Here is a 24,880-nt window from a genome sequence, read left to right as displayed (position 1 = left end):
AGTCGTTTGCCTAAGGCGTTCGCCCAAACTAGGATGAGCGCATGGGAAACCGTGAAGACCTGCTGGCCGGGGCGAAACGCTGCCTGTACACCAAGGGCTACGCGCGGACATCCATCCGCGACATCGCGACCGAGGCCGGCGTGAGCATGGCGGCCGTCGGATACCACTTCGGGTCCAAGGAGGCGCTGCTCAACGAGGCCTTCCGGCAGGCAACCCTGGAGTGGTCGGAAGAGATCGGCAGGGCACTTGCCGGGTCAACGGGGTTCGAGGAGATCTGGGCGGGCATCATCGGCTCGTTCACGGCCCACCGAGCCCTCTGGGCGGCAACGTTCGAGGTCATCGGCCTCGCCGCACACATCGAGGAACTCCGCGCCGACCTCGCCCGCAACCTCGCCGACGCCCGCGAAGGCCTCGCCTACCCCTTCGAGGACCGCGACGCCCCACCCGACGACCGCACCCGCTGGGCCATGGGCAGCCTCTACCAGGCACTCCTCACCGGCATCATGGCCCAGCTCCTCATCGACCCCACCACCCCCATGACCCCCCAAGACATCACCACCGCCATCCACACCATCGCCACCACCCTCCCAAAACCCACTGGCGCAGCCTAGGTACGCTGTACCAGCCGGGCCTCTAGCTCAATTGGCAGAGCAGCGGACTTTTAATCCGCGGGTTCGGGGTTCGATCCCCCGGGGGCCCACAAGCTCGGGCGACATATGTCCGCGGACTGCGCGGACCTTGTCGCTTGTCTTCATGTTGGGGGCCGAGCCCCCCAAGCCCCCCACGTGCCGCCTTCGGCGGCCTCACCCTCCAGCGGGGGAGCCGGGCGAAGCCCGGCGTCTGTGTCGGCGTCACCTTTCAGCGGGGGAGCTGGGCGGAGCCCTGCGACTGCGGACGCGTCACCTTCCAGCGGAGGCGCCGCCTTCCAGCGTGGGGAGCTGGGCGGAGTCCGGCGGCTGCGGACGCGTCGCCTTTCAGCGGGGTGCTGTTTTTGGTGATCTTGGTGGGGTTGTGGGCGGCGAAGGTTTTTCAGGCTTTCTTGATGATGTCGCGGGTTTGGTGGTCGGACACGGTCGCGGCGCTAGTGAGCGGGGGTGGGTTGGGCGGGCGGGTTTCTGACGTGATCGACCGCTTCGTTTTCAGCCGATGGGGATCGGGAGTTGGGTGGGATACGTGGCGAGGGCGGCTTTTTCTTCGGGGGTTGGTGGGCGGCGGGCGGTGGCGATGAGGAGGGCTGCTTTGTCCGTGAGGGTGGGTGGGAAGGGGGCGCCGGCGAGTTTTTCGAGCATGTGGCGGGCTTGGGTGAGGGTCTCGGCCGGGGGTTCGGGGGCCGTGGGGAGGTTTGCGGTCAGATCCAGGTGGTGCAGGGTCCATTCCAGGACGTACGCCGTGAGGTAGTCGGCGACGGTGAGGACTTCGTCGCGGGTGCTCACAAGCGCTTCGGGGTTTGCGAGGGTGGCGGCGCGGCCGGCGGCGGAGCCGACGTCGTCGAGGTGGAACTTGAGCAGCCACGGTTCCTGGTAGGCGGCGGCCAGGCGCACGATCAGGGCGTCGAGGGGGTCGTCGCCGGTTGGAGGTTCGACCACGTGCCAGTAGCTGATCGCGTCCACGGTCGGCTCGGTGTCCGCGGGGGTGGCGAGGGTGATCAGGACATCCTGGGCGTCGATCACCAAGTGGCACACAAGATCCCGGACCAGCCAGCCGGTACAACCGGACGGCCGCTCGAAGTCCTCGTCCTTGAGATCAGCGACCGCGGCGAGCAAAGCCGTCCAAGAGCGCGCGAAGAGATCCACACGGCACCGTAATGCCGTTCCGGAACGCCGGACAACCGGATTACCGGAACTTCGCTCGGTTGCGCGAGGCCCACTCACGGAACGTCGTCGCTGGGGTGCCGGTGAGCTTTTCGACGTCCGGGCTGATGGTCGCGGTGAACTCCGACAACGCGGTGGCCCGCAACGCCATGATCGCGTCCGCCATCACCGGCGGAACACCGTGGTCAAGGATGGCCTGGCGCGCCACTTCCGCCGACACCTCGACGAACTTCAGTGGCAGTTCGAGGACTTCGGCCAGGATCGCGGTCATTTCCGCAGGCGTAAGGGCTTCCGGGCCGGTGAGGGTGTACGCCTGACCGGCGTGGCCCGGTTCGGTGAGAACACGAGCGGCGACCGCGGCGATGTCCTCCGGAGCGATGGTCGCCACGCGACCGCCGGCAAAAGCCGCATAGACCGTACGATCCCGGCGGATCGGCCCGGCCCAGGCGAGTGTGTTGGACATGAACCCCATGGGACGCAGGAAGGTCCATGCCAGACCGCTGTCCTCAACGGACTGCTCACCGGCGCGGTGCCAGTTCGGGATCGGATCGGTCGCGGCGGGATCACCGGCCCGCCCCGACGACAACTTCACGATGGTGCCGACGCCCGCTTCGACTGCCGCGCGGGCGAGATTGGCGTCGTGCGTGGGGATGTCCGCGCCACTGGACAACAAGAACACCTGTTGCACGCCGTTGAGCGCGGACACAAGGCTTTCCGGCGAACCAAGGTCCGCGTACACGGTATCGACCGGCAGGTCGACGGTTCGCCGAGTGGCTGCGCGGACCGGTGCACCCGCATCGACGAGCAGGTCGATCAGAGCACGACCGATCGTCCCGGTCGCCCCAGTTACCAAGATCATGACTTTCCCTCCTGAAGAGTGCTGAGCACGGTGTCGTGCCAAGTGAGTTCGGCTCGCAGGCGGATCAGGCAGTGCTCGAAGATCAACGGCTCCAGCCCGGCCAGATCCGGTTTGGCCGCACGGAACTCGTCCTCGAACAACGCCACCTGACCGGCCACGGCCTGCCGCCGCTTGCCAATGGCCTCAACGAGTTCGTCGGACGTGAGGTCCTCTGTGTACTGAAGCGCCAGATCGACCAGGTCCGGCGGCAGCCGCACGTCCCCAAGTGCCGCGCTGCGCAACGAAACCAGCTCCGCTCGCCCCCGCGCCGTGATCGCGTAGACGGTCCGTTCCGGAGGGTTGCCCACCTTCTCCGTGCGCACCACCTCGACCAGGCCCTCGTCCGTCATCCGGCGCAGCACGTTGTACAGCGAACCCGGTTTGACGTCCGTCCACAGCTCGGTCCGGTCGAGCTGCGCCGCCCGCCGGATCTGATAGCCGTGCATCTGCCCCCGACGCGCCAACGCACTGAGCGCAAAGAGTCTCGAACTACTCACATCCATAGTCAAACATGACTATGGATCCGTAGTCAAACGCGACTATGGGAGGTGTGGGGCGTCGATGGGGGTGGTTGCGCGGAGCTGAGCGGCGTGTTGTCCAGGTGGAGTACCGAAGAGGCGGCGGTATTCGCGGTTGAACTGGGTGGGGCTGTCGTAGCCGACGAGGTGGCCGACGCCGGCGATGTCGTGCGGGTGGGCAAGCAGCAACGACCGGGCTTCCTGGAGACGGATGCGTTTCTGGAACTGCAGCGGACTCATCGCGGTGACCGTGCGGAAGTGGCGGTGGAACGCGGACGGGCTCATGCCCGCGAGCGCCGCGAGGTCGGCGATCCGCATCGGCTCGGCGTAGTTCTCCCTGATCCACCGAATCGCACGGTTGACGTGCGACAGGTTGCTGTCCGCCAGGCCGATCTGGCGGATCATGGCACCGTGCGGGCCGGTGAGCAGGCGCCACAGGATCTCCCGTTCAATCAACGGCGCCAGCACGGCGATGTCCGAAGGCGTGTCGAGCAGGCGCAGCAACCGGACCACGGCGTCAAGCAGGACCGGGCTCGCGTCGCCGGTGGCCATCGCGGGTTCGCCGGTCGTGACCCGGCGTGTCGGTGGGGCCTCCAGCAGCAGCGGCGCGATGGTGGCTGACCGCAGGACGAGGCCCACACCGAACGAGGGCACGTCGAGAAAGTGGCCGGTGACCGGCAGATCCGCGGTCACCACGAGGCATTGCCCTGAGCGGTACTCGAAAAGCTGGTCGCCGAGGAACAACCGCTTGCCGCCCTTGGCCATCAGCACGAACAACGGCTCGGCCAACGTGTAGTCCGGCGCCGAGGACTCCGCGATCGACAGCACCAGCCCGTCGATGGCGGTCTGCATGTCCGGCCGCGCATGCCGCTCGATCAGGCCGGTGATCTCGTCCACAACTTCGCTCACCCCACCATGGAAACACCCCGACGACCCGATCGCACCCTGTGGAGCAGGATCAGGCAAGAGCCAGCGACGATCTGCCTACCGCCAGACCGTCCGCGAGGGGTTCCATGGAAGGGACGGATTCCCAGACCTGAGGAGCACTTCCATGGCGCTCGACCACTACGTCACCCTCGGCCGGTCCGGCCTGCGCGTCAGCCCGTTCGCGCTCGGCGCGATGACGTTCGGCGAGGATCCGCCCGGCGCGGGCTGCAGCGTGGCGGAGTCCGAGAAGATCCTCTCGACCTACCTGGACCGCGGCGGCAACTTCGTCGACACGGCCAACTTCTACACCAACGGCCACTCGGAGAGGATCCTCGGCGACTACTTCGCCACACAGCCCGGCAAGCGCGAACGCGTTGTGCTGGCGTCGAAGTTCTTCGCCAACATGTACCCCGGCGACCCGAACGGCGGCGGCGCCGGCCGCGGCGCGATCATCGCCCAGCTGCACGAAACCCTGCGCCGCATGCGGACCGATTACCTGGACGTGTACTGGCTGCACAACTGGGACCGCAACACCCCGGTCGAGGAGACCATGCGCGCCCTCGACGACCTGGTGCGAACCGGCAAGATCCGGTACATCGGCTTCTCCAACACGCCCGCCTGGGTCACCGCGCAGGCGCAGACAATGGCTCTGCTGAAGGGATGGACGCCGCTGATCGCGTTGCAGGTCGAGTACTCGCTGCTGGCGCGCACCCTCGAGGGTGAACTCGGCCCGCTCGCGCTCGACCAGGGCATGGCGCTGGTCCCGTGGAGCCCGCTGAAGAGCGGGTTCCTGTCCGGGAAGTACCGCCGCGGCAACGAGAGCACCGACTCCGCCCGCGCGGCGTACGTCGGCGTCCCGACGGAGGACCAGTACAAGGTCATCGACGCGGTGACCGCAGTGGCCGACGAGCTGGGCACGAACGAAGCCGCGGTCTCCCTGGCCTGGCTCCGGGCTCGTCAGGGCACGGTTGTGCCGATCATCGGCGCGCGCCGGGTGGAACAACTGGAGAGCAACCTCACCGCGCTCGAAGTGGAGCTGTCCCAGGAGCAGGTGCGGCGGCTCGACGAGGTCTCCGCACCCGACCTCGACTACCCCGCCCAGGTCACCAGCACCATACGGGCGACGCTGCAGTTCGCCGGGACCACTGTGGACGGTGAGCGGTCCGATGTGTACCCGCCGCTGCTGCTCAGCGACGTCCGCTACTGAGCAGAAGCGGCGCGCTCCCAAGGGAAACGCGCCGCTCAAGCGAGAACATCAGCCAGCGTCGACGGTGAGGGTGTATTTGCCGATGCTGGCGTAGCCGGTGTAGCCGTTGGTCTTCGGGTCACCGGCGCCGGTGCCCTCGACCTGGAACGTGTAGTCGCCGGCCGGGAGGTCCTGGGTGAACGAGGCATCGAGGCCGTTGGCCTGGGTCTCCGACACCCGGCGGACCGGCGGGTCGACGGTGGCGACGACCGTGCCGTTGGCGTCCTTGATCGTCAGCTTGATGTCCAGGTCTGGGGAGAACTCCGCGGGGACGGCGGTCGCGGTCAGCGATCCACCCGCATGTGTGATCTTGAAGACGTCCACGTCGCTGTCGGTGGTGATGATTCCGCTCACCGGGGTGTTGTCCGTCAACTGGCTGGGTGTCGTGTCCGGGAAGTCGTCCGGGAGGGTCACCGCGCCCTTGGTGGGGATGATCGCGAGGTCGTCCTCGGGGTTGTTCGCGTCGGCGTACTCGCCCCGGCTCCACGTGGTCACCGGCTGGCCGTAGCCCGCGCCCATGATCGGCGCCCAGTTGGTGTGCCCGCCGTAGTACTCGCTGCCAGTGGTGGTGCCGTCGTGCGACAGGCCGAGGTTGTGACCGGTCTCGTGGGACACGATCTCGGCGATCGACTTGCCGTCGTAGTCACCGCGGGCGATGGCCCAGGCCGGCTGGTACTTGGCGTGGTTGCTGGTCCGGTTGAACGTGCCGATGTAGGCCTGGCCGCCGCAGCCGCAGTTGACGACGTCCTTGGGCGTGATCACCGCGCGGGTGCCGTAGACCTGGTCGTCGGCGTTCGACCGGGTGATCTTGTCGTCGCTCGGCTCCTCGGTGGTCACGTCCACGTCGAAGGTCCGGTAGTCCTCGGAGGTGGCGAGGAAAGCCTGGTAGATGGTGTCGCGCTCGGCGTCGTTGAACGTCGACGGGTCACCGTCGGCCGACCAGGCGGGCGCGTCGATCTGGGCGCCGCCGTTCCACGCGGTGCCGGACACGCTGTGCCCGGTGAAGTCGAGGTAGATGGTCCGGTTGGAGCCAGGGCGGCTGTGCAGCTTGAACACGTCGGTCCCGGGCGGCGCGTCCAGCGCGGTCCTGGCAGCGGGCTTGGGCGACACCTTCTCGACCGAGCGGATCATGCCGGTCTGGTCCAGCTGGAAGTGGTTCCCCTTGGCCATCCGGCGCACCTGTGCCACCGGCAGGCCGTTGATCATGGCCGTGACCAGGGCGGGCGCCGCGGATAACGGCTGAGGCTCGTCGAACATGACGGATTGTTCGGGGGCGGACTGCGCGACGGGCGTGACGACCAGCGCGGCACCGGCTGCCAGAGCGGTCGAGACGGTCACGACTCGTGCAGGGAAAGACAACCGAGACAACTCCTTTGAGTTAACCCAAATGGGTGTAACGGTCGCCCAAGATACAAACAATTAGCCGATCCCACCACAGTCCGTTCGGATGGTGGTCCCTCATCAGGCTGAATGCGGATGTTTGTGCACCGGCAACCCAGGCATGGCAGAGTCAGCTGACGTGCTGACTCGCGTGCTGCTCACCGGCGCCCTGATCGCCGGAGTGATCGCCCACCCCGCCGAGGCCTCCCAGTGGCCGGCACAGGTCCGGTTCTCCACCTTCAACGCGTCGCTCAACCGCGGCGCCGCCGGCCAGCTGGTCACCGACCTGTCCACGCCGGACAACGCACAGGCCAGGAAGGTCGCCGAGGTGATCCAGCGGGACCGCCCGGACGTGCTGCTGATCAACGAGTTCGACTACGTGCCGGACAACCAGGCCGCGAACCTGTTCCGCGCCAACTACCTGCAGCACGGCCAGAACGGCGCGCGCCCGATCGACTTCCCGTACGCGTACACCGCGCCGGTGAACACGGGCGTGCCGAGCGGCCTCGACTTCAACCGCGACGGCAAGACCGACGGCCCGGACGACGCCTACGGCTTCGGCCTGTTCCCGGGCCAGTACGGGATGCTCGTGCTGTCCAAGTACCCGATCGACACCCAGCACGTCCGCACGTTCCAGCACTTCCTGTGGAAGGACATGCCCGGCGCGCTGCTGCCGGACGACCCGGCCACGCCCGCGCCGCACGACTGGTACTCACCGCAGCAGCTCGCGGTGTTCCGGCTGTCCTCGAAATCGCACTGGGACCTGCCGTTGAAGATCGGTCGCGAGACGGTGCACTTCCTGGTCGACCACCCCACGCCGCCGAGCTTCGACGGCCCCGAGGACCGCAACGGCACCCGCAACCACGACGAGATCCGGCTGTGGGCGGACTACATCACCCCAGGTAAAGCCGGGTATCTGTACGACGACAAGGGCAAGCGCGGCGGCCTCGCGCCCGGCGCGAAGTTCGTCATCGCCGGTGACCACAACTCCGACCCGGTCGACGGCGACAGCGTTCCCGGCGCGATCCAGCAGCTGATCTCCTCGCCGCGGCTGTTCGACCTCAAGCCCGGCAGTCTCGGCGCGGTCCGCGCGAGCCAGGACCAGAAGGGCGCCAACCTCACCCAGCGCGGCAACCCCTGGTTCGACACCGGCGACTTCAACGACAATGCCCCCGGCAACCTGCGGGTCGACTACGTCCTGCCGTCGCGCAACCTGATCCCGCTGCACACCGAGGTGTTCTGGCCGACGCCGGACTCCCCGCTCGCGCGCCTGAACGACACCACCGACCACCACCTCGTCGGTCTCACGTTGGTGGTGCCGCAATGGTGACCCTGGTCATTCTCCGGCACGCCAAGTCGGCCTGGCCGGACGGCGTCGCCGACCTCGACCGCCCGCTCGGGCCACGGGGTCTGCGGGACGCGCCGGTCGCGGGCCAGTGGCTGAACGAGAACGTGCCCGGTCTTGACCTCGCCGTGGTCTCGCCCGCGCTGAGGGCCCGCCAGACCTGGGAGAACGCCGCCGCGCAGCTCACCATCCCGCCGACGGTGACCGAGGACAGCCGGATCTACTACGGCCCGCAGCTTGAGGTCGTCCAGGAGATGTCCGAGGACGTCGAGACCGCGGTCATCGTCGGCCACAACCCCGCGCTGGAGATGCTCACCGAGTATCTCACCGGCCGGGAGACGGTCTTCAAGACGTCCACCATCGCCGTCCTGCGCAGTGACCATCCCTGGTCAACGGCGGGCGAGCGGTGGGCCGAGCTGATCGACCACACCACACCCCGGGGCTAGCGCGACCGTACTTTGAGGACAGTGGTGCTGAGCAACGAATACAGCGCAGCGGCCACGACAAATGCCACGGCCACACCGATGTTGCTCGCCCCGAGCGTGCCCGCCTGAGCCGCCGGGGTGAGCAGGTATCCCAGAACGGCACGGATGTTGGGATCCAGTGAGGTCACCAGTCCCAGTCCGACCACGATCGCGACCACCAAAGACACGACGCCCGCGAGGTTCACGCCGCCGTAGCCCGCGGGCGAGTACAGGGCGTCCTTGTCGTAGCCGGATCGCCTGTGCAGGAACAGGTCCGTCACGAAGATCGCCGACCAGGCGGCGGTCACCACGCCGATCACGATCAGGAACGACTGCACGGGCGCGAAGAAGCTGGGCGCCACGAAGATCAGGTACAGCCCGCCGAGCACCATCAGCACGCCGTCGATGGTCACCGCGGCCCAGCGCGGGATGCGCAGGCCCAGCGCGAGCAGGTTCAGGCCGGAGCTGTACAGGTTGAACACCGCGCCCGCGATCACGCTCAGGATCGTGGCCAGCAGGAACGGCACCAGGAACCAGGTCGGCAGCTTCACCGCGAACGCGCCGATCGGGTCGGCCGCGGCCGCCATGGCCAGCGCGGGATCCCCGGCGGTCAGCAGGACGCCGAACAACATCAACACGGCCGGCGCGGTGGCGCCGCCGATCGCGGTCCACCAGACCACGGACTTCGGCGATCCCTTGGTGTACCGGCTGTAGTCCGCGCCGCCGGGCGTCCAGCCGATGCCGTTCGCGATCACCAGCGTGATTCCGCCGACGACCAAAGCGAGGCTGCCGCCCGTGGTGGGAGCGCCGAAGTTCAGGTCCGGGATGATGATCACGAAGTAGCCGGCCACCGCGACCGCGACCGCCACGGTGATCCAGCGCTGCACCCGGATGATCGTGTCGTAGCCGTACACCGCGACCAGGACCACGAGCAAGGTCGTGACCAGGAAGCCGATCACGACCATGGGCGTGGTTGCCAGGTCCGGGCTGAGCCGTCGCAGGATCGTCCGGGTGGCAAGGGCGCCGAGCGTGACGCTGACGGTCTCCCAGCCGACGTAGGACAACCAGACGAAGAACGTCGGCAGTTTGTTGCCGTGGAAGCCGAACGCGGCCCGGCTGAGCGTCATGGTCGGCGCGCCGCCACGCAGCCCGGCCATCCCGACCAGGCCGACGACGGGGTACGACAGGCCAAGGCCGATCACCACCGCGAGCGCGCCCTGCCAGGGGTCCAGACCAAGGCTGACTACGAAAACCCCGTACGCCACGGTGAAAAAGCTGAAGTTGGCGGCGGTCCATGGCCAGAACAGACTGCGCGGTCTGCTGTGCCGCTCGTCCTGCGCGACCCAGTCGATCCCTTTTTGCTCGATCTGCCAGCCGGAACGCGCGACCTCGACCACTACGCCCTCCCCCTGCCGTGGAAAAGGTGAATTACCAACGTAACAGGCGGGTTCGAGCGGGAACAGCTTCGCTAGCTGCGGATCCAGGAGGTGGCCAGGGCGTACGGGTCCATCGTGGACGCCGTGCCCTCGGCGATTCGTTGTACGGCGAACTTCAACAGGTGGTTGGCGTGGTCGGCACTGATCCCAGATTCAGCGGCCAGGCGCTCGAACTCGGTCTCCGCCCGCCAGGCACGCTCGACCTGCACGGCGACGAGATCGTGCAAGTAGTCCATCTCCCCTCAGACTCCTTGTCGGTGTGGGTAGCTGGTACTGGGACGTGCGGCGAACCTACGGCTTACGCGACCCCGGCGTGACCTGCGCCATGCTCCATTCGCGTAACGTTTACACGGTGACCTCTTCGGCTCGTGATGTGCTGCAGCAGACCCAGACCGAACTGACACCGCAGCCGGGGGCTAACCGGCTGCTGCCATTGCTAGCAGATGGCAGCGCTTCTGTGTCCATTATCGGCGCATTGGCGGCGGAAGAACGCCGGATCATCGGCAGCGACTGGCGGGCGTTCCTCACACTGGCCGCGCGGGCGCAGGAACCGGCGGCCCGGAATTTCTTCGGCACGCTGGCCGGGGGCGAGGGGATCTCGCTGGACCTGGTGCAGCCGTTGATCGACGCCACCGGGTTCGACGAAGGCGAATACACGCCACAGGCCGGGTGCCAGGCGTATGCGGCGTATGTCGCGTCCCTGGCGTTGAACGCCGAGCCGGTGGACGCGTTGCTCGCCCTGTTCGCGAACTTCGCGGCTTTCGGTGAGTACTGCGCGGAGATCTCCCGGTCGCTGAAGTCGGTGTACCAGTTCGAGGAGACCAGGTTCTTCGACTTCTTCGCCACCCCGGTGCCCGAGCTGGAACAGGTCGCCCTGAACGCGATCCAGGCGGCACTGGACACCGGCTGGGAACCCACGGAGGCCCGCCGCCACGGTCACCTGCTGCTCGACTACGAGCTGATGTTCTGGAACACCCTGGCGGACACCAAGTTCTGACCGGGTTCTAACCGGCACGCAGGCTCTGCAGCATGATCCCGGCCAGCCGGCCGGGATCGCCGCCGGCCTGGCGTTCGGCGGTGACGATGCCCAGCACCACGGCTTTCACCTCGTCCCCGGTCAGGTCCGCGCGCACCGCCCCGGCTCGCTGAGCGCGTTCCAGCAGCACGTCCTGAGCGCGCCGGAGATCCTCTTTCGCGCCGCCGGCCAGGCCTGCGACGTCTTGGCCCATCTCGGTGGCCAGGATCTCGCTGAGCGCCCGGTTGAGCACCACCTTGCTGATCATCGTCGTGAAGAACTCGAAGAACGCCTGGCCCGGGTCCTCGGCCCCGGCCATCTCGGTCGCCTCGGCGGCCAGGCGTTCCACCCGGTCGATGATGATCGCCTCGAACAGCGCCTCCTTGGTCGGGAAGTGCCGGTACAGCGTGCCGACCCCCAGACCGGCGCGTTTGGCGATCTCCTCGACCGGCACGTCGATGCCGTCCTTCTCGAAGACCTCGGTCGCCACTTCCAGAACGCGTGCGCGGTTACGTCGTGCGTCGGCGCGCAACGGTCGTTCGGTCATCGGCGGCTCCGATCCGGAGGTGTTCTTCCGATTCTATGGGCGCATCCCGTCCCACCGGGCGTATTGGGCCTTCTTCGCGGGATCCGGATCGCGGCGGCCGGTCAGCCAGTAGTCGAACCAGTCCAGGTTCTGCGCCTTCTCGACGGCGGCCGGGTCGACCGGCGAACCACCGAAGACCTCCCTGGCCTGTTCGGCGGCGTACGGGATCTGCGCGCCCAACAGCCAGTAGCCGCCTTCGCCGGACGAGGCGGCCTTGAACACGTTCGAATGCGAGATCGCCAGTTGCGTGACCTCCGCGCCCCGGCTGTACCCGGCGATGCCTTGTGGCCGTGCACATTCGTCCACTGCGCCGCAACCGGAGCCTGGACCGGCGGCACGTCCAGGTTGGGGTTGAAGACATCCGTGATGTCGGTGCCATCGATCCGGACCACTCGCGGTGGAGTGATGGGCGTTCTCGCGGACCGCGGCGGCCTTGTCACCGGCGAAGGACCAGGCGGTGAGGGTGTCCGCGATGTTCAGGCCGGGCGGCCGGGGCCGCTCGGTCGGCGGCGTGGTCGGGGCCTGGTCCCGAACCGCCCTGGGCGCCCAGGTCCAGGTCGAAGAGGTGCTTCAACCCGTTCTGGTACACCCAGATCCCGGATCGGGCGGTGCCGTTCTGGCCGGAGGTGATGGACTGCACGCCCATGGTCGTCTCATCGTAGACCAAAGTGGACGGTGTCTTCATGCCGGTGACGCTAGGAACGCGCGGCCTCGGCACGCGTCGATCTCAGGGATATCCCGGGATCGACCGGGGTTTATCCCGGAAGCCGACCGGAGTCGACCGCCCTACGGTGGACCCATGTCCCGGGACATCGCGCTGGCAGGCGGACTGGCCACGGCGTTACTGATGCTGAACAGCCTGAGCTGGGCGGCCGCGGTGGCGGCGGTCGCCGGATGTGTCGCGTTGATCTGGTTGCGGCGATATCCGGTGGTGGTGTTCGCGCTGGTCGCGCCGACGTTCGTGGCTTCGATCCTGTGGCACTGGGAGACCGGGTTCAGCCTGTTGTGCGTCGCTTGGGTCGCGCTGTACGGCGTGGCCGCGTACGCCCCTCGGCGCTGGGCTTTGGGCGTTGGGATCACGGTTCTTGTTATGGCCGCGGGCGTTCTGGTGGCGATGGGGCCGGTCACCGAGGAACGTTCGCAAGGCGGGATCGGGCTCGCGATCCTGCTGGTGCTCGGATACGTTGCCTCGGCGTGGTTTCTCGGTCGCTACCAGAGCACCCGGCGCGATGAGGCGACCGCGATCGCGGCTCAGGCCGTGGCCGAGGAACGGGCCCGGATCGCGCGCGAACTGCACGACATGTTGGCGCACACCATGAGCGGCATGGTCGTGCTCGCCGGGGGCGGCCGCCGGATGGCGCAGACCAATCCCGCGGCGGCCGTCGAGGTGCTGGCCCGGATCGAGGAGGTCGGCCGCCAGGGCATGACCGAGACGCGCGCGTTGCTGAAGTCCGTCCGTGCGGCGCCGACCCTGGACGATCTGTCCACGTTGGTCGACAACGTGCGCTCGAACGGCTTGGCCGTCCAGGTTTCCACCGAGGGCAAGCCGCAGACGGTGCCGGTCAAGGTGGGTAACGCGGCCTACCGGATCGTGCAGGAGTCATTGACGAACGTGGTGCGGCACGCGGGAAGCGCGACCGCGCATGTCGGCGTCCGCTACCGGCCGGACGCACTGGAGGTCGAGGTGCTGGACGACGGCTTGGGCATGCCAGCCCGGCCCGGCAATGGGGTGACGGGCATGCGCGAGCGGGCGGTGCTGGCGGGTGGTTCGCTGGTCGCCGGGCCGCGGCCGGAGGGCGGCTGGTCGGTCCGGGCGGTGTTCCCGTCATGATCTCGGTGCTGATCTGCGATGACGCCCCGATTGTCCGCGCCGGGTTGCGCATGGTCGTGGAGACCGAGCCGGACATGACCGTGGTGGGCGAGGCCGCGGACGGATCGGCTGCGATCGCCCTTGCGCCCCAAGCGGATGTGATCCTGCTCGACATCCAGATGCCGGGCGTGGACGGGATCGAGGCGGCCCGCCGGATCTCTCAGCCCGTGCTGATCCTGACCACGTTCGACCACGACGAGAACCTGCACGCCGCGCTTCGGGCCGGCGCCAGGGGGTTCCTGGTCAAGGACGCGCCGCCGGAGCGGGTCGTCGAGGCGATCCGGGACGTGGCGTCGGGTCAGGCGGTCCTGTCACCGTCGATCACCCGGCGGCTGCTGGACACCGTTGGCATCCCGACCGGTTCACTGCCGGAACTGTCCGAACAGGACACCGCGTTGCTGCGACTGGTCGCCCGTGGCCGGACCAACACCGAGATCGCCTCGGACCTCCGGCTCACCCACTCGACCGTGAAAACCTATGTCTCGCGGCTGTTCACCAAGATCGGCGCGCGAGACCGGGCGCAGGCGGTGTATCTGGCCTACGAGAGCGGTGTGGCGCGGCCGGGCAGCTGAGCCTCGTACATGGTGATGAACTGTTCCATCGCCGCGTCCACCCCGGCCCGGTCGCCGGTGGCGAGCAGGTCGAGCAGAAGACCTCGGCTCGTCGCAAGCCCCAACCGAGCCAGGTTCTGCGCCTGTTCCGCGGGAAACCCTTGCGCAGCAATCATTTCGGTCAAAGGCCGGACCCAGGAGTGGATCACGTCGTCCAGCAGGTGAGTCGTACCCGGGCGGCCTTGCAGGGCCTGGCCGTAGACCTCGAAGAACAGCCGCTCGTTCGGCCAGAGCGCGGGGTTCGCGATCCGCTGCCAGAACCTGCGAGCGGCGTCGCCGGGCGACTCGCCTTCTACCTCCGCCAGATCGGCTAGCACTGCTAGCTGACGCGCCTCGACGGTCTTGATGATCTCGACGAGCAGGCCTTCCTTGGACCCGAAGTGGTAGATCAGCATCCGGTGGCTGGTGCCGAGCGCGGCCGCCAGCTGGCGCAGGCTCTTCTCGCCGATGCCCTGGTCGGCCACGTAGTCGACAGCCGCTTCGAGCAGCCGTTGTTTCTCGCTCACTGAACCACATGGTACATGTACCATCTGGTACACGAAGGAGGCAGGGATGCAGAAGATCGACGCACGCGGCCACTCCACCGCCGACCCGGCGACCATCTACGCGTTGCTGAGGGACGGTTCGACCTGGCCGACCTGGGGGCCACTGGACAGGTTCGTCCTGGAAAAGGCCGGCACGCCCGAACCGGAGAGTGTCGGCGCGATCCGGAACTTCCACACCGGCAAGTACAAGATGCGCGAGCGGGTCGCCGAGCTGGTGCCGGACAAGCGGTTCAGCTACGAGCTGCTCAGCGGCCTGGCACTGCGGGACTACCGGGCCAACATCGACCTGACCCCGGTCGACGGCGGCACGGACATCCGCTGGCACACCACGTTCCGCGCGAAGGTGCCCGGAATGGGCTGGCTCTACCGGCGGGCACTGCAGAAGATCACCGAGAACATGGTCAACCACCTGGTCTCCTACACCAGCGGGAACTGATTCGGACTACAGTCCTGTTCGTGGCTGACGAACTGCTGAACATCGGGAGCTCGCCTCCCAGGGAACGCGCGGACGCGGCGCGCAACCGCGGCAAGATCCTGGACGCGGCAGCGCGCCTGTTCGCCGAGAACGGCGTGGCGAACGTGTCGATGGACCAGGTCGCGGCGGCCGCCGGGGTCGGCAAGGGCACGCTGTTCCGGCGGTTCGGCGACAAGTCCGGCCTGGCCGCGGCCCTGCTCGGGGACCGCGAGTCGGTGCTGCAGGAGGGCATGTTGTCCGGCCCGCCGCCGCTCGGCCCGGGTGCCCCGCCAGGCGAGCGGCTGATCGCGTTCGTGACCGCGTACGCGGCTTTCCTCGAGGAGAGCCTGGACCTGGTCCGGTTGTCCGAGACCGCGAGCCCGGGCGCCCGGTACCGGATCGGCGCGTACCAGCTGTGGCACCGGCACGTGACCGTGCTGCTCGCGAAGGCCCGGCCGGACCTGGACGCCGACTACCTGGCGCACGCGATCCTCGCCACACTCGGCGCGGATCTGCGCAGCTCACTGGACTATTCCGCGGCGCGCGCGACGGCGGGCGCGGTCTCGCTCGCCCGGCTGGTGCTCAGCGGGGTGACAACCGGACCGTAGTCCGCTAACCTTCAAACGGACCGCAGTCCGATTTGAAGGAGAATCATGGCCAGGGTTCTGCACGTGTCCGCCTCGCCGCGTGGTGAGGCGTCCGAGTCGCTCGCGATCGCCCGCACGTTCCTCGACGTCTACCGGGAGACGCATCCGGCCGACACCGTCGAGGAGTTCGACCTGTGGGACGGCACGCTGCCCGCGTTCGGGCCGTCCGCGGTCGCCGCCAAGATGGCTGTCTTCGCAGGTCAAGAGCCTGCCGGTGACGACTGGCACGCGGCGGTGCGGACGTTCGAGCGGTTCGCGTCGTTCGACAAGTACCTGTTCAGCGTGCCGATGTGGAACTCGGGCGTGCCGTACGTGCTCAAGCAGCTGATCGACGTGATCAGCCAGCCGGGCATGGTGTTCTCGTTCTCGCCCGAACACGGCTACACGGGGCTTTTGCAGGGCCGCAAGGCCGCCGTGGTCTACACCAGCGCGGTTTACGGGCCTGGGTTACCGCCGTCGTTCGGCGCCGACTTCCAGCAGCCGTACTTCGAGAACTGGCTGCAGTGGGCCGGGATCTCGGACATCGTCAGCGTGGCATTCCGGCCTGATCTCGTGACCACGACGGCGGACGCGGACCGCAAGCTGGCGCATGAGCGAGCCCGGGAACTCGCTCAGGCGTTTTGATGTGGCCGGCACCACGCAACCGTCAAGACAGCGCTAACAACACTGGGTTGGTCGTCAATCCCGTGTCCTCATTGGGCACTCGGGCCCGGATTTGGCGCTGTGGTGGGGGCAGGACCACCACAGGAGGACACGGTGACGCTCGCCGACGTGCTGCCGACCATGGGCAGATGCCTGCATACCAGGCTGGAGCCGGACATCTGGCCGCTTGGTACCACCCTTGGCCAGGACGGCCTCGTTTTCGCGGGCGTCCCAGCCGTTTCCCTCGCGGCCCAGTTCGGCACTCCGGCGTACGTTCTGGCTGAGGACGCGTTCCGGTTGCGGTGCCGGGACTTCCGGGCCGCTCTACCCGAGATGGAAGTCGCTTACGCGGGGAAGTCCCTGCTGTGCCGCGCTGTTCTGCGTTGGGTCATGGAGGAGGGCCTGTCGCTGGATGTGTGCTCGGCGGGTGAGCTGGCGGTCGCGCGCGCCGTCGGCTTCCCGGCCTCGCGGATCCTGATGCACGGCAACGTCAAGACGCCCGAGGACCTCAAGGCGGCGTTGGCGTACGGGGTCGACCGGATCGTCGTCGACTCGCTGGACGAGATCGCGGAACTGGGTACTTTGGCACGATATCCGCAGCGGGTGTTGATCCGGGTGACCCCGGGCGTGGATGCCCATACCCACAAGGCGATCACCACGGGGGTTGACTCGCAGAAGTTCGGTTTTCCGTTGTCTACAGCCATGGACGCGGTCTCGGCGGTGTTGGCTCAGCCGAGTCTGCGGCTCGCGGGGGTGCACTGTCACATCGGCTCGCAGGTGTCCACTGTGGCCGCTTACGAGGAGACTGCTCGGCGGATGGTCTCGTTGCTGGGTGCCGTCCGGGATCGCTTTGGTGTGGTGTTGCGGGAGTTGGACCTCGGTGGTGGGTATGCCGTGCCGTATCTGACTGGTGAGCCTGGGTTTGACCTCGTTGGGTATGCGCAGCGGGTTCGGGTTGCCGTTTCCTACACTGCTTCTCTGCTGGGTCTTGCGGTGCCGCGGTTGACTGTTGAGCCTGGGCGGTCTCTTGCCGGTCCAGCCGGGGTCACGCTGTATCGTGTCGTTGCGGTGAAGGGGTCTTTCGTCGCCGTCGACGGCGGGATGAGCGACAACATGCGGGTGGCTCTTTACGGGGCCAAGTACTGCGTCCGGCTGGCGGGCCGGTCCTCATGCGCTCCACTTCGGACAGTCACCGTTGTCGGGAGGCATTGTGAGGCGGGCGATGTGATCGCTTCGGATGTCGGCTTGCCCGGTGATGTTCATGCGGGGGATTTGCTCGCGGTGCCGGTGACCGGGGCGTACCACCATTCGTTGGCGTCGAACTACAACCAGGTGTGCCGGCCGCCCATTGTCGGGGTGCGGGACGGGATCGCGCGTCCGTTGGTGCGGCGGGAGACCGAGGAGGACCTGGCGGCGCGGGACGTCGGCTAGGTGTAGATCCGGGCGAGGTCCTGGACGGCCTGCGTGAACATCTGGCGGAGTTCCGGCGGTTCGAGGACTTCCGCGTCCGCGCCGAGCTGCAGGATCGCGTGCAGGGCGTGCATGTTGGTCTCGATGGGGAGGGTGACCGTGGTCCAGCCGTCCTCGTCGGGGTGGTGGTCGGTGTCCTGCAGGGCCCGGCCGACCACCGGGCCGAGCAGGAACGCCAGTTTCAGGCCGCGTTCGGTGAGACGCACCTTGGCTTCGCCTTTCCAGAGCGTGGTCTGGACGCGTTCGGACGCGGTCTCCCAGTGGCGGGCCAGATCGAAGTCCTCGGGGCGGTCGAACAGGTCGCGCGGCTCGATGCTGAGGATCCGCGAGACCCGGTAGGTGCGGGCCTCGCCGTTGCTGTTCGCGATCAGGTACCAGGTGCCGTTCTTCAGCACCAGGCCAAGGGGCTCGATGACTCTGTCCACTTCGGAGTTACCCCAGCGGCGGTACTTCACGGCGATCCTGCGCTGCTCCCACACCGCGCTCGCCGTGGTGACCAGGTGCTCCGGCGGTTTCTGCTCCTTGAACCAGCCGGGCGCGTCGAACAGGAACCGTTCCCGGATGGCCTCGGCCTTCTCGCGCAGCTCGGGCGGCATGGCGGCCAGCAGCTTGAGCTTCGCCGCCGCCAATACCTCCCCAAGCCCCAGCTCCGCGGCCTGGTCCGGCATGCCCGCGAGGAACAGCGTCTCGGCCTCGGCCGTCGTCAACCCGGTGAGCTTCGTCTTGTACCCATCCAGCAGGCGGTACCCGCCCGCAGGCCCCCGATCCGCGTACACCGGAACACCGGCGGCGCTCAGCGAATCGACATCCCGGTAGATGGTTCTTACCGAGACCTCCAGCTCATCGGCCAGTTCCTGCGCAGTCATCTGCCCCCTCGCCTGCAACAGGAGAAGGACGGACAGCAACCGGCTCGCACGCACGGGGTTAATTCTGCCCCGGAATCCTGACACCGGCTGTCAGTCCGGGTAGCGTGCCGTTCATGCTGGTAGGAGACGTTGAGGTGGCCATCAGCAGCCCGTCCAAGGTGTTCTTCGCGGGACGCGGCGAGACCAAGCTCGATCTGATCCAGTACTACCAGGCCGTCTCGGAGCCGTTGATGCGGACGATGGGTGGGCGGCCGGTGCTGATGCAGCGGTATCCGCAGGGCGCGGGCGGCCCTTCGTTCTTCCAGAAGCGCGTGCCCGCCACGGTGCCGCCCTGGCTGTCGACCACCACCGTGGAGACCGTCAACGGGACGCCGTCCGAGGCGCTGGTCATCGCCGATCTCGCGCACGTCGCCTGGGCCGTCAACCTCGCGTGTCTCGGCTTTCACGTGTGGCCGTACCTCGCGGCCGCGCCCGCCTTCGCGGACGAACTTCGCCTGGACCTCGATCCGCAGCCGGGCACGGGTTTCGCCGAGGCCGTGCTCGCCGCTCATGAACTTCGGGCCCTTCTGACCGAGCTAGGTCTAACCGCGTTCGTGAAGACCACCGGCAAACGCGGCCTGCATGTCTACATGCGCCTGGAATCGCAGTGGGACTCCTACCAAGTCCGCTTCGCCGCGGTGGCGGTCGCCCGCGAACTGGAACGCCGCCGCCCCGACCTCATCACGGCGGCCTGGTGGAAGGAAGAACGCGGGGCCCGGATCTTCGTCGACTACAACCAGAACGCCCCACACAAAACGGTCTTCGGCGCCTGGTCGGTCCGCGGCGACAACAAAAACGCCCAAGTCTCAACACCCCTGCACTGGGACGCTCTTTCCTCCGTCGACCCCAAAACCCTCACCATCGCGACCGTCCCTGCACGACTCGCCACCGACGGCGACCCCTGGTCCACCATCAACGACACCCCGCAGTCCCTCGCCCCGCTGCTCGCCCTGCACGAAGCCGACATGGCCGCCGGCCTCATGGACGCCCCCTGGCCACCCGTCTACCCCAAACAACCCAACGAACCCGACCGAGTCGCCCCTTCGCGCGCCCGCCAGCAATAGCCTCCGATCGGACTACTGGAGGTCTCCGCACTCCCGTCGCGCAATCATTCGATGGAGATTCCGCTGATCGCGGTTCCGGCAGGCAAACCTCTCACACCCCGCAACAACTGGCCGCATATGTGCCAGTACAAGTCGAGGTCCACGACGTCGTAGTGGAAATCGCACGTCCCTCAGAATGTGGTGCCGGTGTAGTAGATGATGGTCTTGTCGGGGTTGAGGTAGAAGGTGCCGTGGTAGTGGTTGTTTTTGGATGCGTAGTTGGTGTCGAAGGTTGGGGAGTGCAGCCAGGTGGTGGGGTTCTCGATTTTGGGGGTGAGGGTGGGGTGGGTTTTCTGGGTCCAGGTGGGGGCGGGGTGGTCCCAGATGTAGGGGAAGGCAGTGATTTCCTCGGTGCCGGTTTCGTCGAGGTAGATCATGGATTCGAGATAGAACGTGGAGGGGCCTGGGGCCGCTCTCGGGCTGGGATCGCTGTTGTTGCCCTCGATCCAGTAGACGTCCTTGATCCCCTTGAGGTTGGGGAACTCCTCGGCGATCGCCTGTTTGTCCGTGGAAGGCTGCGAATAGTGGACAGGCGACGCTGGGGTGTCGGGCTGGTGCGAACACGCGGTCAGTGCGAGGGCCGCGGCAAGGCCGAGGAGGAGGCGTCTCATTCGGTCGCTGCGGTACGGGGCGAGGAACCCGACCATCACCCACAACGCCTTGCGCGCCTCGGCAATCGACATCTCAGCGCTTGGCAACCCACCGACAGTCATACGACACCCCCAAGAACCGGAATCCTAGCCAGGAACCGCCGTCCGGCGGCGCGGATTTCTCACACCCGGTTCGCCTGCCGCGAAACGTGCCCCGGACATGGGCCGCCGCAGGGATGATCGGGCAATGGCCACGCTTGAAGTCGTTCTCGGGGACATCACCGGTGAGGATGTCGACGCCATCGTCACGGCGGCGAACGAGTCGTTGCTGGGCGGCGGAGGCGTTGACGGGGCGGTGCATCGGGCGGCGGGGCCGAGGCTGGCGGAAGCCGGTGGCGCCATCGCGCCCTGTGGGCCCGGCGACGCGAAGGTGACGCCAGCGTTCGACCTGGACCCACCGGTGAAACACGTCATCCACACGGTCGGGCCGGTGTGGGACGGCGGCGCGTATGGCGAGGCGGAGATTCTGGCCTCCTGCTACCGGCGGTGTCTTGCGGTGGCCGACGAGATCGGGGCGCGGAGCGTTGCGTTCCCGGCGATAGCCACTGGGGTGTATGGGTTTCCGGCGAAGCAGGCGGCCCGCATCGCGGTGCGCACCGTGCGCGAAACGCCGACAAAGGTTGAACGCGTGCGGTTCGTCGCGTTCGACGAAGAGACCTACGAGTTGCTCTCCGCCGAACTCGCCTGACTACACCTGGTGCTCGACACGGTTGCGTAGGTACGGATCGGGGTGAGTGCGGGCGATGTGGACCGCCTGGTGCACTTGCTCGTGCAGGTTTTCGCGGTAGTAGCGGGGGTTCAGTGGGAGGTCGGCGAGCAGGCAACGGCGGACTTCCAGGTCCTCGTTGGTGACGAACTGATGGAGCGCGGCCTCGAGCCAGCGGGAAGCGAAGGGGCGGAAGGGTTCCAGGTCGTCCCCGCGGCGCAAGCGGGTGACCCAGTACCAGGCGCGGGCGGCGCCGGCGCGTTCGCTGTCGGTGCCGTGGACGAGGTAGTGCAGCAGCGCTTCCATCACACGCGCCCGGCCGAACGCGAGGCGCGCCGGGTCGACGAACCACCGGTCGAAGCTCGGGTCCGGGTCGTCCACCGCCGCCCTGAGCAACGGGGCGAAGAACGCCTCAGGGAGGTCCGTCCGGTCGCGCAGCGCCTCCTTGACCAGCAACCGCTGCGCACGGAAGTCCGCCGATGGCGGGGCGGTGATGCCGAGCAGATCGAGAACGGCGGTCAGCGAGCGCTGGAAGTCCGCACGCGGGTCCCGCTCCGGTCCCGGCAGAGCCATGTACGACGTCATCCCGGCCTCCAGGGTGTGTACTCGCGAAGCTACCCGCCCGGTTGTCGATGAGCATGATGCCCGGGGCGTCTGAGAACGCCACCGGGTAAGCCGCAGCCGAGGCCCCGGTCCGAAGATCGTCCATATAGCGCCGCACGCTGTCCGGATGGTCGCGCGGACACAAGTCGGCGAGCGTGCTCTTGCCCGTCGCTCATCTGCCGAGCATTCGTCGCGGATCTGCCGAACTGCGGACGAACCGCCACGGCGTGGTGTGTGTCACCCGCTAGCCTGGATGCGTGCCTGCCACTACCCCCTCTTTGCGGATCGGCCCGTATCGGGTCGAGCCCGCGGTGGTGCTCGCGCCGATGGCGGGGATCACGAATGTCGCCTTCCGGCAGCTGTGCCGGGAGTTCGGCAGCCCGACCTCGCTGTATGTCTGCGAGATGATCACTGCGCGGGCGGTGGTCGAGCGGGACGCCAAGACCATGGAGATGATCACCTTCGGGGCCGGCGAGTTCCCGCGGTCGATGCAGCTCTACGGCGTCGACCCGGCGACCATGCGGGAGGCCACCAAGATCATCGTCGGGGAGGGGCTCGCCGACCACCTGGACACCAACTGGGGCTGCCCGGTGCCCAAGGTCACCCGGAAGGGCGGCGGGGCGGCGCTGCCGTACAAACGGCGGCTGTTCCAGGACATCATCGCGGCCACTGTGGACGCCGCCGGGGACACGCCGGTCACCGCGAAGTTCCGCATCGGGATCGACGACGAGCACCTCACCTTCCTCGACGCCGGCCGGATCGCCGAGGGTGAGGGCGCGAAAGCCGTTGCGCTGCATGCCCGGACGGCCGCCCAGCGCTACTCCGGCACCGCCGACTGGACCAGGATCGCCGAGCTCAAGCAGGCCGTCACCACCATCCCCGTGCTGGGCAACGGCGACATCTTCTGCGCCGAGGACGCCCTGCGGATGATCGCCGAGACCGGCTGCGACGGGGTCGTCGTCGGCCGCGGATGCCTTGGCAGGCCTTGGCTTTTCGGTGAACTGCAGGCCGCCTTCCGCGGTGGGCCCATCCCGCCTGGCCCGAACCTGGGCAAGGTCGCCGAGATCCTGCACCGGCACGCCCTGCTGCTGGTCGACCATCTGGGGCCGGACAAGGGAATCCGCGACCTGCGCAAGCACATGGCCTGGTACTTCAAGGGTTTCCCGGTCGGCTCGGAGCTGCGCCGGGCGTTCGCCATGGTCGACACGATCACCGAGATCGAGGACCTGATCGGCAAACTCGACCACGACGCGCCATTCCCGCAGGACGCCGAAGGACCGCGCGGACGCCAGGGTTCGCCCGGCAAGGTCACGCTGCCCGAGGGCTGGCTCGACGACCCCGACGACCCGTCCATCCCCTTCGCCGCCGACGTGATGCACTCGGGCGGCTGAGGTGCGGGCGCTGCTGGCGGTCACCTTGCTGCTTGCAGGTTGCTCAACGACAGTCGCAGGCACGCCGGTCGAACCCACCGACCGCGAACTCGTCCAGAACTACTTCGCCGCGCTCAACACGGCCGAGAGTCAAGGCCCCCAAGCGCAACTGGCGTTCTTTCGCCACACCCAGCATCCGGATTTCACGAATCTGATCTGCGATCTGGGCGGCGCCACGATCGACGCCAAGCCCGGGATGTCGACCTTCCAGCCGGACAACGAATGGGCGCCACAGACCGGCGGACGCCCGCGCGGCACCGTATATGTAGTGGCAGTGGCACTGAGCGTGCACAAGAACGGCCAAGTTCTCGGCGAGCAGGTCGGATCACAGCGTCTCGTGGTGCTCGACGGCAGCGTGTACGGCTTCATGCCGTGCCTGCGCTGACAACTGCGAGGCGTGTCACATCACATCACTGGGTTGGAGCAGCCGCTCATCCACCAGTTGAGGGATTTTCACAACCCCATCGCCCCAGCGTCTCAAGACCGGCGGCCAACCGGTCGACAGAGGTAGGTGAGGGAGGTGAAGGCGGTGACCGGACTCGGACGCGGCATCACCGAGCCTGAGCCCGTTTCGGACGACGACTGGCCGGGCCCGGGCGGTGCTCACATGCCCGATGGCGCGAGTCCCGACGGTGCGAGTCTCGTGCAACTGCACGAGTCGATCGCCACCCTGCTGGCCTCGCGTGGCCAGTGGCGGCAGGCCTACCAGCACCTGCGTTCCGCGTTGGAACTCGTGCACGCCGACCGTACCGAACCGCCGAGGATCCCCGAACAGCTGCGCCGCGAGGTGGACCGGCTGCGCCGGGAGCACGCCGAGGCCCGCGAGCAGAGCATCCGCGACAGCCTGACGGCCAGCTACAACCGCCGGTACCTCGACCAGCGCCTCGTCACGCTGCTGTCCGAATGGGGCGGCAAGCCGGGCGGACTCGCCGTCGCACTGGTCGACCTGGACTGGTTCAAGCAGGTCAACGACACCTTCGGCCACCTGATCGGCGACCGCGTGCTGCAGCGCGTGGTGGAGCTGCTGCAGGACGGCCTGCCCGAGGACGGCTTCTGCGCCCGCTACGGCGGCGAGGAGTTCGCGCTGGTGCTGCCCGCGGTGGACGGCCCGACCGCCGTCGCGATGGCCGAGGCGGCCCGGATCAAGGTCGAGAACCACGACTGGAACAAGATCGTCCTGGGGCTGCGGGTCACGGTCAGCATCGGTGTCGCGCATGAGCCGGCGCCGGGTGTCGGAGTGGGTCCGGAGCGTCAGCTGCGGCAGGCCGACGGACTGCTTTACACAGCAAAACAGAGTGGTCGTAACGCTGTGGCGTATCGCGTGGGCGGCCGCACGTTCCTCGCCGGGCCGGCCGCGGGCCGCCGGGCGGTGACCGAGCCGAGGGCGCTGGCCTACTAGAGAGTAGGTCTTTTGTCCCCCGTTCGGCCTACTGGTCTGCGCAGTTCTGCGTACCGAACGTAAGCAATCGTCGTCGGCCTGTCGTCAGAACCGGCTGCCGCCCGTACTATCTCCGGGCAACGCCTACAGAGGGTCTGCAACACTGGTTATTCCCGCCGCCGCTGGACATGCGGCGCCGTGTTGATATCGTGACGTGACTGAGATTGGAGGGATACCTGG

General features: G+C 67.6%; 30 protein-coding genes and 1 tRNA gene. 17 read left to right on the top strand and 14 right to left on the bottom strand.

Annotated elements, in window-relative coordinates; genetic code table 11:
- The first annotated feature begins 41 nt into the window (after positions 1-41).
- Positions 42-611, top strand: coding sequence for a TetR/AcrR family transcriptional regulator (locus tag AB0J95_RS06450; RefSeq protein ID WP_364753106.1), 570 nt, complete (start codon positions 42-44; stop codon positions 609-611).
- A gap of 16 nt (positions 612-627) precedes the next feature.
- A tRNA-Lys gene (locus tag AB0J95_RS06445) sits at positions 628-700 on the top strand.
- Between the two features lie 439 nt (positions 701-1,139).
- Here AB0J95_RS06445 and AB0J95_RS06440 read toward each other — a convergent pair.
- Genes AB0J95_RS06440 through AB0J95_RS06425 form a run of 4 tightly spaced genes read right to left on the bottom strand, consistent with a single transcriptional unit; the run spans position 1,140 to position 4,136 of the window.
- Positions 1,140-1,793 (bottom strand): maleylpyruvate isomerase N-terminal domain-containing protein, encoded by a 654-nt coding sequence (locus tag AB0J95_RS06440; RefSeq protein WP_364753104.1) that lies wholly within the window; start codon positions 1,791-1,793, stop codon positions 1,140-1,142.
- Between the two features lie 40 nt (positions 1,794-1,833).
- On the bottom strand, positions 1,834-2,670 hold the full coding sequence (locus AB0J95_RS06435) for an NAD(P)H-binding protein (RefSeq protein WP_364753101.1): 837 nt from the start codon (positions 2,668-2,670) through the stop codon (positions 1,834-1,836).
- Positions 2,667-3,212, bottom strand: a complete 546-nt coding sequence (locus AB0J95_RS06430; RefSeq protein ID WP_364753098.1) for a PadR family transcriptional regulator — start codon at positions 3,210-3,212, stop codon at positions 2,667-2,669. The genes AB0J95_RS06435 and AB0J95_RS06430 overlap by 4 nt, the downstream gene beginning before the upstream one ends.
- Positions 3,213-3,248: 36 nt before the next feature.
- A complete protein-coding gene (locus AB0J95_RS06425; protein ID WP_364753095.1) occupies positions 3,249-4,136 on the bottom strand; it encodes an AraC family transcriptional regulator in 888 nt (295 codons plus the stop codon).
- 142 nt (positions 4,137-4,278) lie between these two features.
- Between AB0J95_RS06425 and AB0J95_RS06420 the strand changes: the two genes are divergently transcribed.
- Positions 4,279-5,361, top strand: coding sequence for an aldo/keto reductase (locus tag AB0J95_RS06420; protein ID WP_364753092.1), 1,083 nt, complete (start codon positions 4,279-4,281; stop codon positions 5,359-5,361).
- Positions 5,362-5,409: 48 nt separating this feature from the next.
- On the opposite strand, the gene AB0J95_RS06415 is transcribed toward AB0J95_RS06420, so the two are convergent.
- Complete coding sequence (locus AB0J95_RS06415) at positions 5,410-6,738, bottom strand: zinc-dependent metalloprotease family protein (protein WP_364753090.1); 1,329 nt, start codon at positions 6,736-6,738, stop codon at positions 5,410-5,412.
- 163 nt (positions 6,739-6,901) lie between these two features.
- Between AB0J95_RS06415 and AB0J95_RS06410 the strand changes: the two genes are divergently transcribed.
- Together AB0J95_RS06410 and AB0J95_RS06405 are read left to right on the top strand one after the other, a co-directional pair.
- On the top strand, positions 6,902-8,110 hold the full coding sequence (locus AB0J95_RS06410) for an endonuclease/exonuclease/phosphatase family protein (protein ID WP_364753089.1): 1,209 nt from the start codon (positions 6,902-6,904) through the stop codon (positions 8,108-8,110).
- Positions 8,104-8,571 (top strand): histidine phosphatase family protein, encoded by a 468-nt coding sequence (locus tag AB0J95_RS06405; RefSeq protein WP_364753087.1) that lies wholly within the window; start codon positions 8,104-8,106, stop codon positions 8,569-8,571. Before AB0J95_RS06410 ends, AB0J95_RS06405 begins: the two co-directional genes overlap by 7 nt.
- Here AB0J95_RS06405 and AB0J95_RS06400 read toward each other — a convergent pair.
- Positions 8,568-9,986 (bottom strand): cytosine permease, encoded by a 1,419-nt coding sequence (locus tag AB0J95_RS06400; protein WP_364753085.1) that lies wholly within the window; start codon positions 9,984-9,986, stop codon positions 8,568-8,570. The genes AB0J95_RS06405 and AB0J95_RS06400 overlap by 4 nt on opposite strands.
- Positions 9,987-10,057: 71 nt before the next feature.
- Positions 10,058-10,261 (bottom strand): hypothetical protein, encoded by a 204-nt coding sequence (locus AB0J95_RS06395; RefSeq protein ID WP_364753083.1) that lies wholly within the window; start codon positions 10,259-10,261, stop codon positions 10,058-10,060.
- A gap of 116 nt (positions 10,262-10,377) precedes the next feature.
- On the opposite strand from AB0J95_RS06395, the gene AB0J95_RS06390 reads away from it, so the two are divergent.
- Complete coding sequence (locus AB0J95_RS06390) at positions 10,378-11,022, top strand: transcriptional regulator (protein WP_364753081.1); 645 nt, start codon at positions 10,378-10,380, stop codon at positions 11,020-11,022.
- Between the two features lie 7 nt (positions 11,023-11,029).
- Here the strand turns inward: AB0J95_RS06390 and AB0J95_RS06385 are convergent, their stop codons facing one another.
- The 3 genes from AB0J95_RS06385 to AB0J95_RS06375 form a co-directional block, all read right to left on the bottom strand.
- The gene (locus AB0J95_RS06385) at positions 11,030-11,587 is read right to left on the bottom strand and encodes a helix-turn-helix domain-containing protein (protein ID WP_364753079.1); all 558 of its coding nucleotides are present in this window, start codon (positions 11,585-11,587) and stop codon (positions 11,030-11,032) included.
- 33 nt (positions 11,588-11,620) lie between these two features.
- On the bottom strand, positions 11,621-11,932 hold the full coding sequence (locus tag AB0J95_RS06380) for a hypothetical protein (RefSeq protein ID WP_364753077.1): 312 nt from the start codon (positions 11,930-11,932) through the stop codon (positions 11,621-11,623).
- A gap of 130 nt (positions 11,933-12,062) precedes the next feature.
- Positions 12,063-12,311 (bottom strand): hypothetical protein, encoded by a 249-nt coding sequence (locus AB0J95_RS06375; protein WP_364753074.1) that lies wholly within the window; start codon positions 12,309-12,311, stop codon positions 12,063-12,065.
- 114 nt (positions 12,312-12,425) lie between these two features.
- Here AB0J95_RS06375 and AB0J95_RS06370 point away from each other — a divergent pair, with 114 nt between their 5' ends.
- The gene (locus AB0J95_RS06370; protein WP_364753071.1) at positions 12,426-13,457 is read left to right on the top strand and encodes a histidine kinase; all 1,032 of its coding nucleotides are present in this window, start codon (positions 12,426-12,428) and stop codon (positions 13,455-13,457) included.
- Positions 13,454-14,068 (top strand): response regulator transcription factor, encoded by a 615-nt coding sequence (locus tag AB0J95_RS06365; protein WP_364753068.1) that lies wholly within the window; start codon positions 13,454-13,456, stop codon positions 14,066-14,068. Before AB0J95_RS06370 ends, AB0J95_RS06365 begins: the two co-directional genes overlap by 4 nt.
- Here AB0J95_RS06365 and AB0J95_RS06360 read toward each other — a convergent pair.
- Entirely contained in the window at positions 14,035-14,613 is a 579-nt protein-coding gene (locus AB0J95_RS06360; protein WP_364753065.1) for a TetR/AcrR family transcriptional regulator, read from the bottom strand. The genes AB0J95_RS06365 and AB0J95_RS06360 overlap by 34 nt on opposite strands.
- 46 nt (positions 14,614-14,659) lie before the next feature.
- Here AB0J95_RS06360 and AB0J95_RS06355 point away from each other — a divergent pair, with 46 nt between their 5' ends.
- The 4 genes from AB0J95_RS06355 to lysA all read left to right on the top strand — a co-directional run bounded on the left by AB0J95_RS06355 (position 14,660) and on the right by lysA (position 17,826).
- Positions 14,660-15,088 carry an SRPBCC family protein gene (locus AB0J95_RS06355; RefSeq protein WP_364753063.1) on the top strand — a complete coding sequence of 143 codons (429 nt, stop codon included), beginning with the start codon at positions 14,660-14,662 and terminating at the stop codon, positions 15,086-15,088.
- 20 nt (positions 15,089-15,108) lie between these two features.
- Entirely contained in the window at positions 15,109-15,714 is a 606-nt protein-coding gene (locus AB0J95_RS06350) for a helix-turn-helix domain-containing protein (protein ID WP_364753060.1), read from the top strand.
- Between the two features lie 45 nt (positions 15,715-15,759).
- On the top strand, positions 15,760-16,377 hold the full coding sequence (locus AB0J95_RS06345; RefSeq protein WP_364753057.1) for an NAD(P)H-dependent oxidoreductase: 618 nt from the start codon (positions 15,760-15,762) through the stop codon (positions 16,375-16,377).
- A gap of 132 nt (positions 16,378-16,509) precedes the next feature.
- Positions 16,510-17,826: a diaminopimelate decarboxylase gene (lysA, locus tag AB0J95_RS06340; protein WP_364753056.1), complete on the top strand. Its 1,317-nt coding sequence runs from the start codon at positions 16,510-16,512 to the stop codon at positions 17,824-17,826.
- Here lysA and AB0J95_RS06335 read toward each other — a convergent pair.
- Positions 17,823-18,785: a YafY family protein gene (locus AB0J95_RS06335; protein WP_364753053.1), complete on the bottom strand. Its 963-nt coding sequence runs from the start codon at positions 18,783-18,785 to the stop codon at positions 17,823-17,825. The two genes, lysA and AB0J95_RS06335, sit on opposite strands and share 4 nt — an antisense overlap.
- Before the next feature lie 59 nt (positions 18,786-18,844).
- Between AB0J95_RS06335 and ligD the strand changes: the two genes are divergently transcribed.
- On the top strand, positions 18,845-19,834 hold the full coding sequence (gene ligD / locus AB0J95_RS06330) for a non-homologous end-joining DNA ligase (protein ID WP_364753051.1): 990 nt from the start codon (positions 18,845-18,847) through the stop codon (positions 19,832-19,834).
- Positions 19,835-20,004: 170 nt separating this feature from the next.
- On the opposite strand, the gene AB0J95_RS06325 is transcribed toward ligD, so the two are convergent.
- On the bottom strand, positions 20,005-20,586 hold the full coding sequence (locus AB0J95_RS06325; protein ID WP_364753048.1) for a hypothetical protein: 582 nt from the start codon (positions 20,584-20,586) through the stop codon (positions 20,005-20,007).
- Positions 20,587-20,710: 124 nt separating this feature from the next.
- On the opposite strand from AB0J95_RS06325, the gene AB0J95_RS06320 reads away from it, so the two are divergent.
- Entirely contained in the window at positions 20,711-21,211 is a 501-nt protein-coding gene (locus AB0J95_RS06320; protein ID WP_364753046.1) for an O-acetyl-ADP-ribose deacetylase, read from the top strand.
- On the opposite strand, the gene AB0J95_RS06315 is transcribed toward AB0J95_RS06320, so the two are convergent.
- Positions 21,212-21,814, bottom strand: coding sequence for a hypothetical protein (locus tag AB0J95_RS06315; protein ID WP_364753044.1), 603 nt, complete (start codon positions 21,812-21,814; stop codon positions 21,212-21,214).
- Between the two features lie 275 nt (positions 21,815-22,089).
- Here AB0J95_RS06315 and dusB point away from each other — a divergent pair, with 275 nt between their 5' ends.
- From dusB to AB0J95_RS06300, 3 genes are all read left to right on the top strand, one after another.
- On the top strand, positions 22,090-23,223 hold the full coding sequence (gene dusB, locus AB0J95_RS06310) for a tRNA dihydrouridine synthase DusB (RefSeq protein ID WP_364753041.1): 1,134 nt from the start codon (positions 22,090-22,092) through the stop codon (positions 23,221-23,223).
- A gap of 1 nt (position 23,224) precedes the next feature.
- Positions 23,225-23,647: a hypothetical protein gene (locus tag AB0J95_RS06305; RefSeq protein ID WP_364753039.1), complete on the top strand. Its 423-nt coding sequence runs from the start codon at positions 23,225-23,227 to the stop codon at positions 23,645-23,647.
- 144 nt (positions 23,648-23,791) lie between these two features.
- The gene (locus AB0J95_RS06300) at positions 23,792-24,661 is read left to right on the top strand and encodes a GGDEF domain-containing protein (RefSeq protein WP_364753037.1); all 870 of its coding nucleotides are present in this window, start codon (positions 23,792-23,794) and stop codon (positions 24,659-24,661) included.
- Positions 24,662-24,880 lie beyond the last annotated feature (219 nt).

Source organism: Actinocrispum sp. NPDC049592 (assembly GCF_040675465.1).
In the GTDB taxonomy this organism is placed as follows: Bacteria; Actinomycetota; Actinomycetes; order Mycobacteriales; family Pseudonocardiaceae; genus Kibdelosporangium.
The sequence above is the reverse complement of the archived record's forward strand: the minus strand, read 5'-3'. Positions and strand labels throughout refer to the sequence as shown.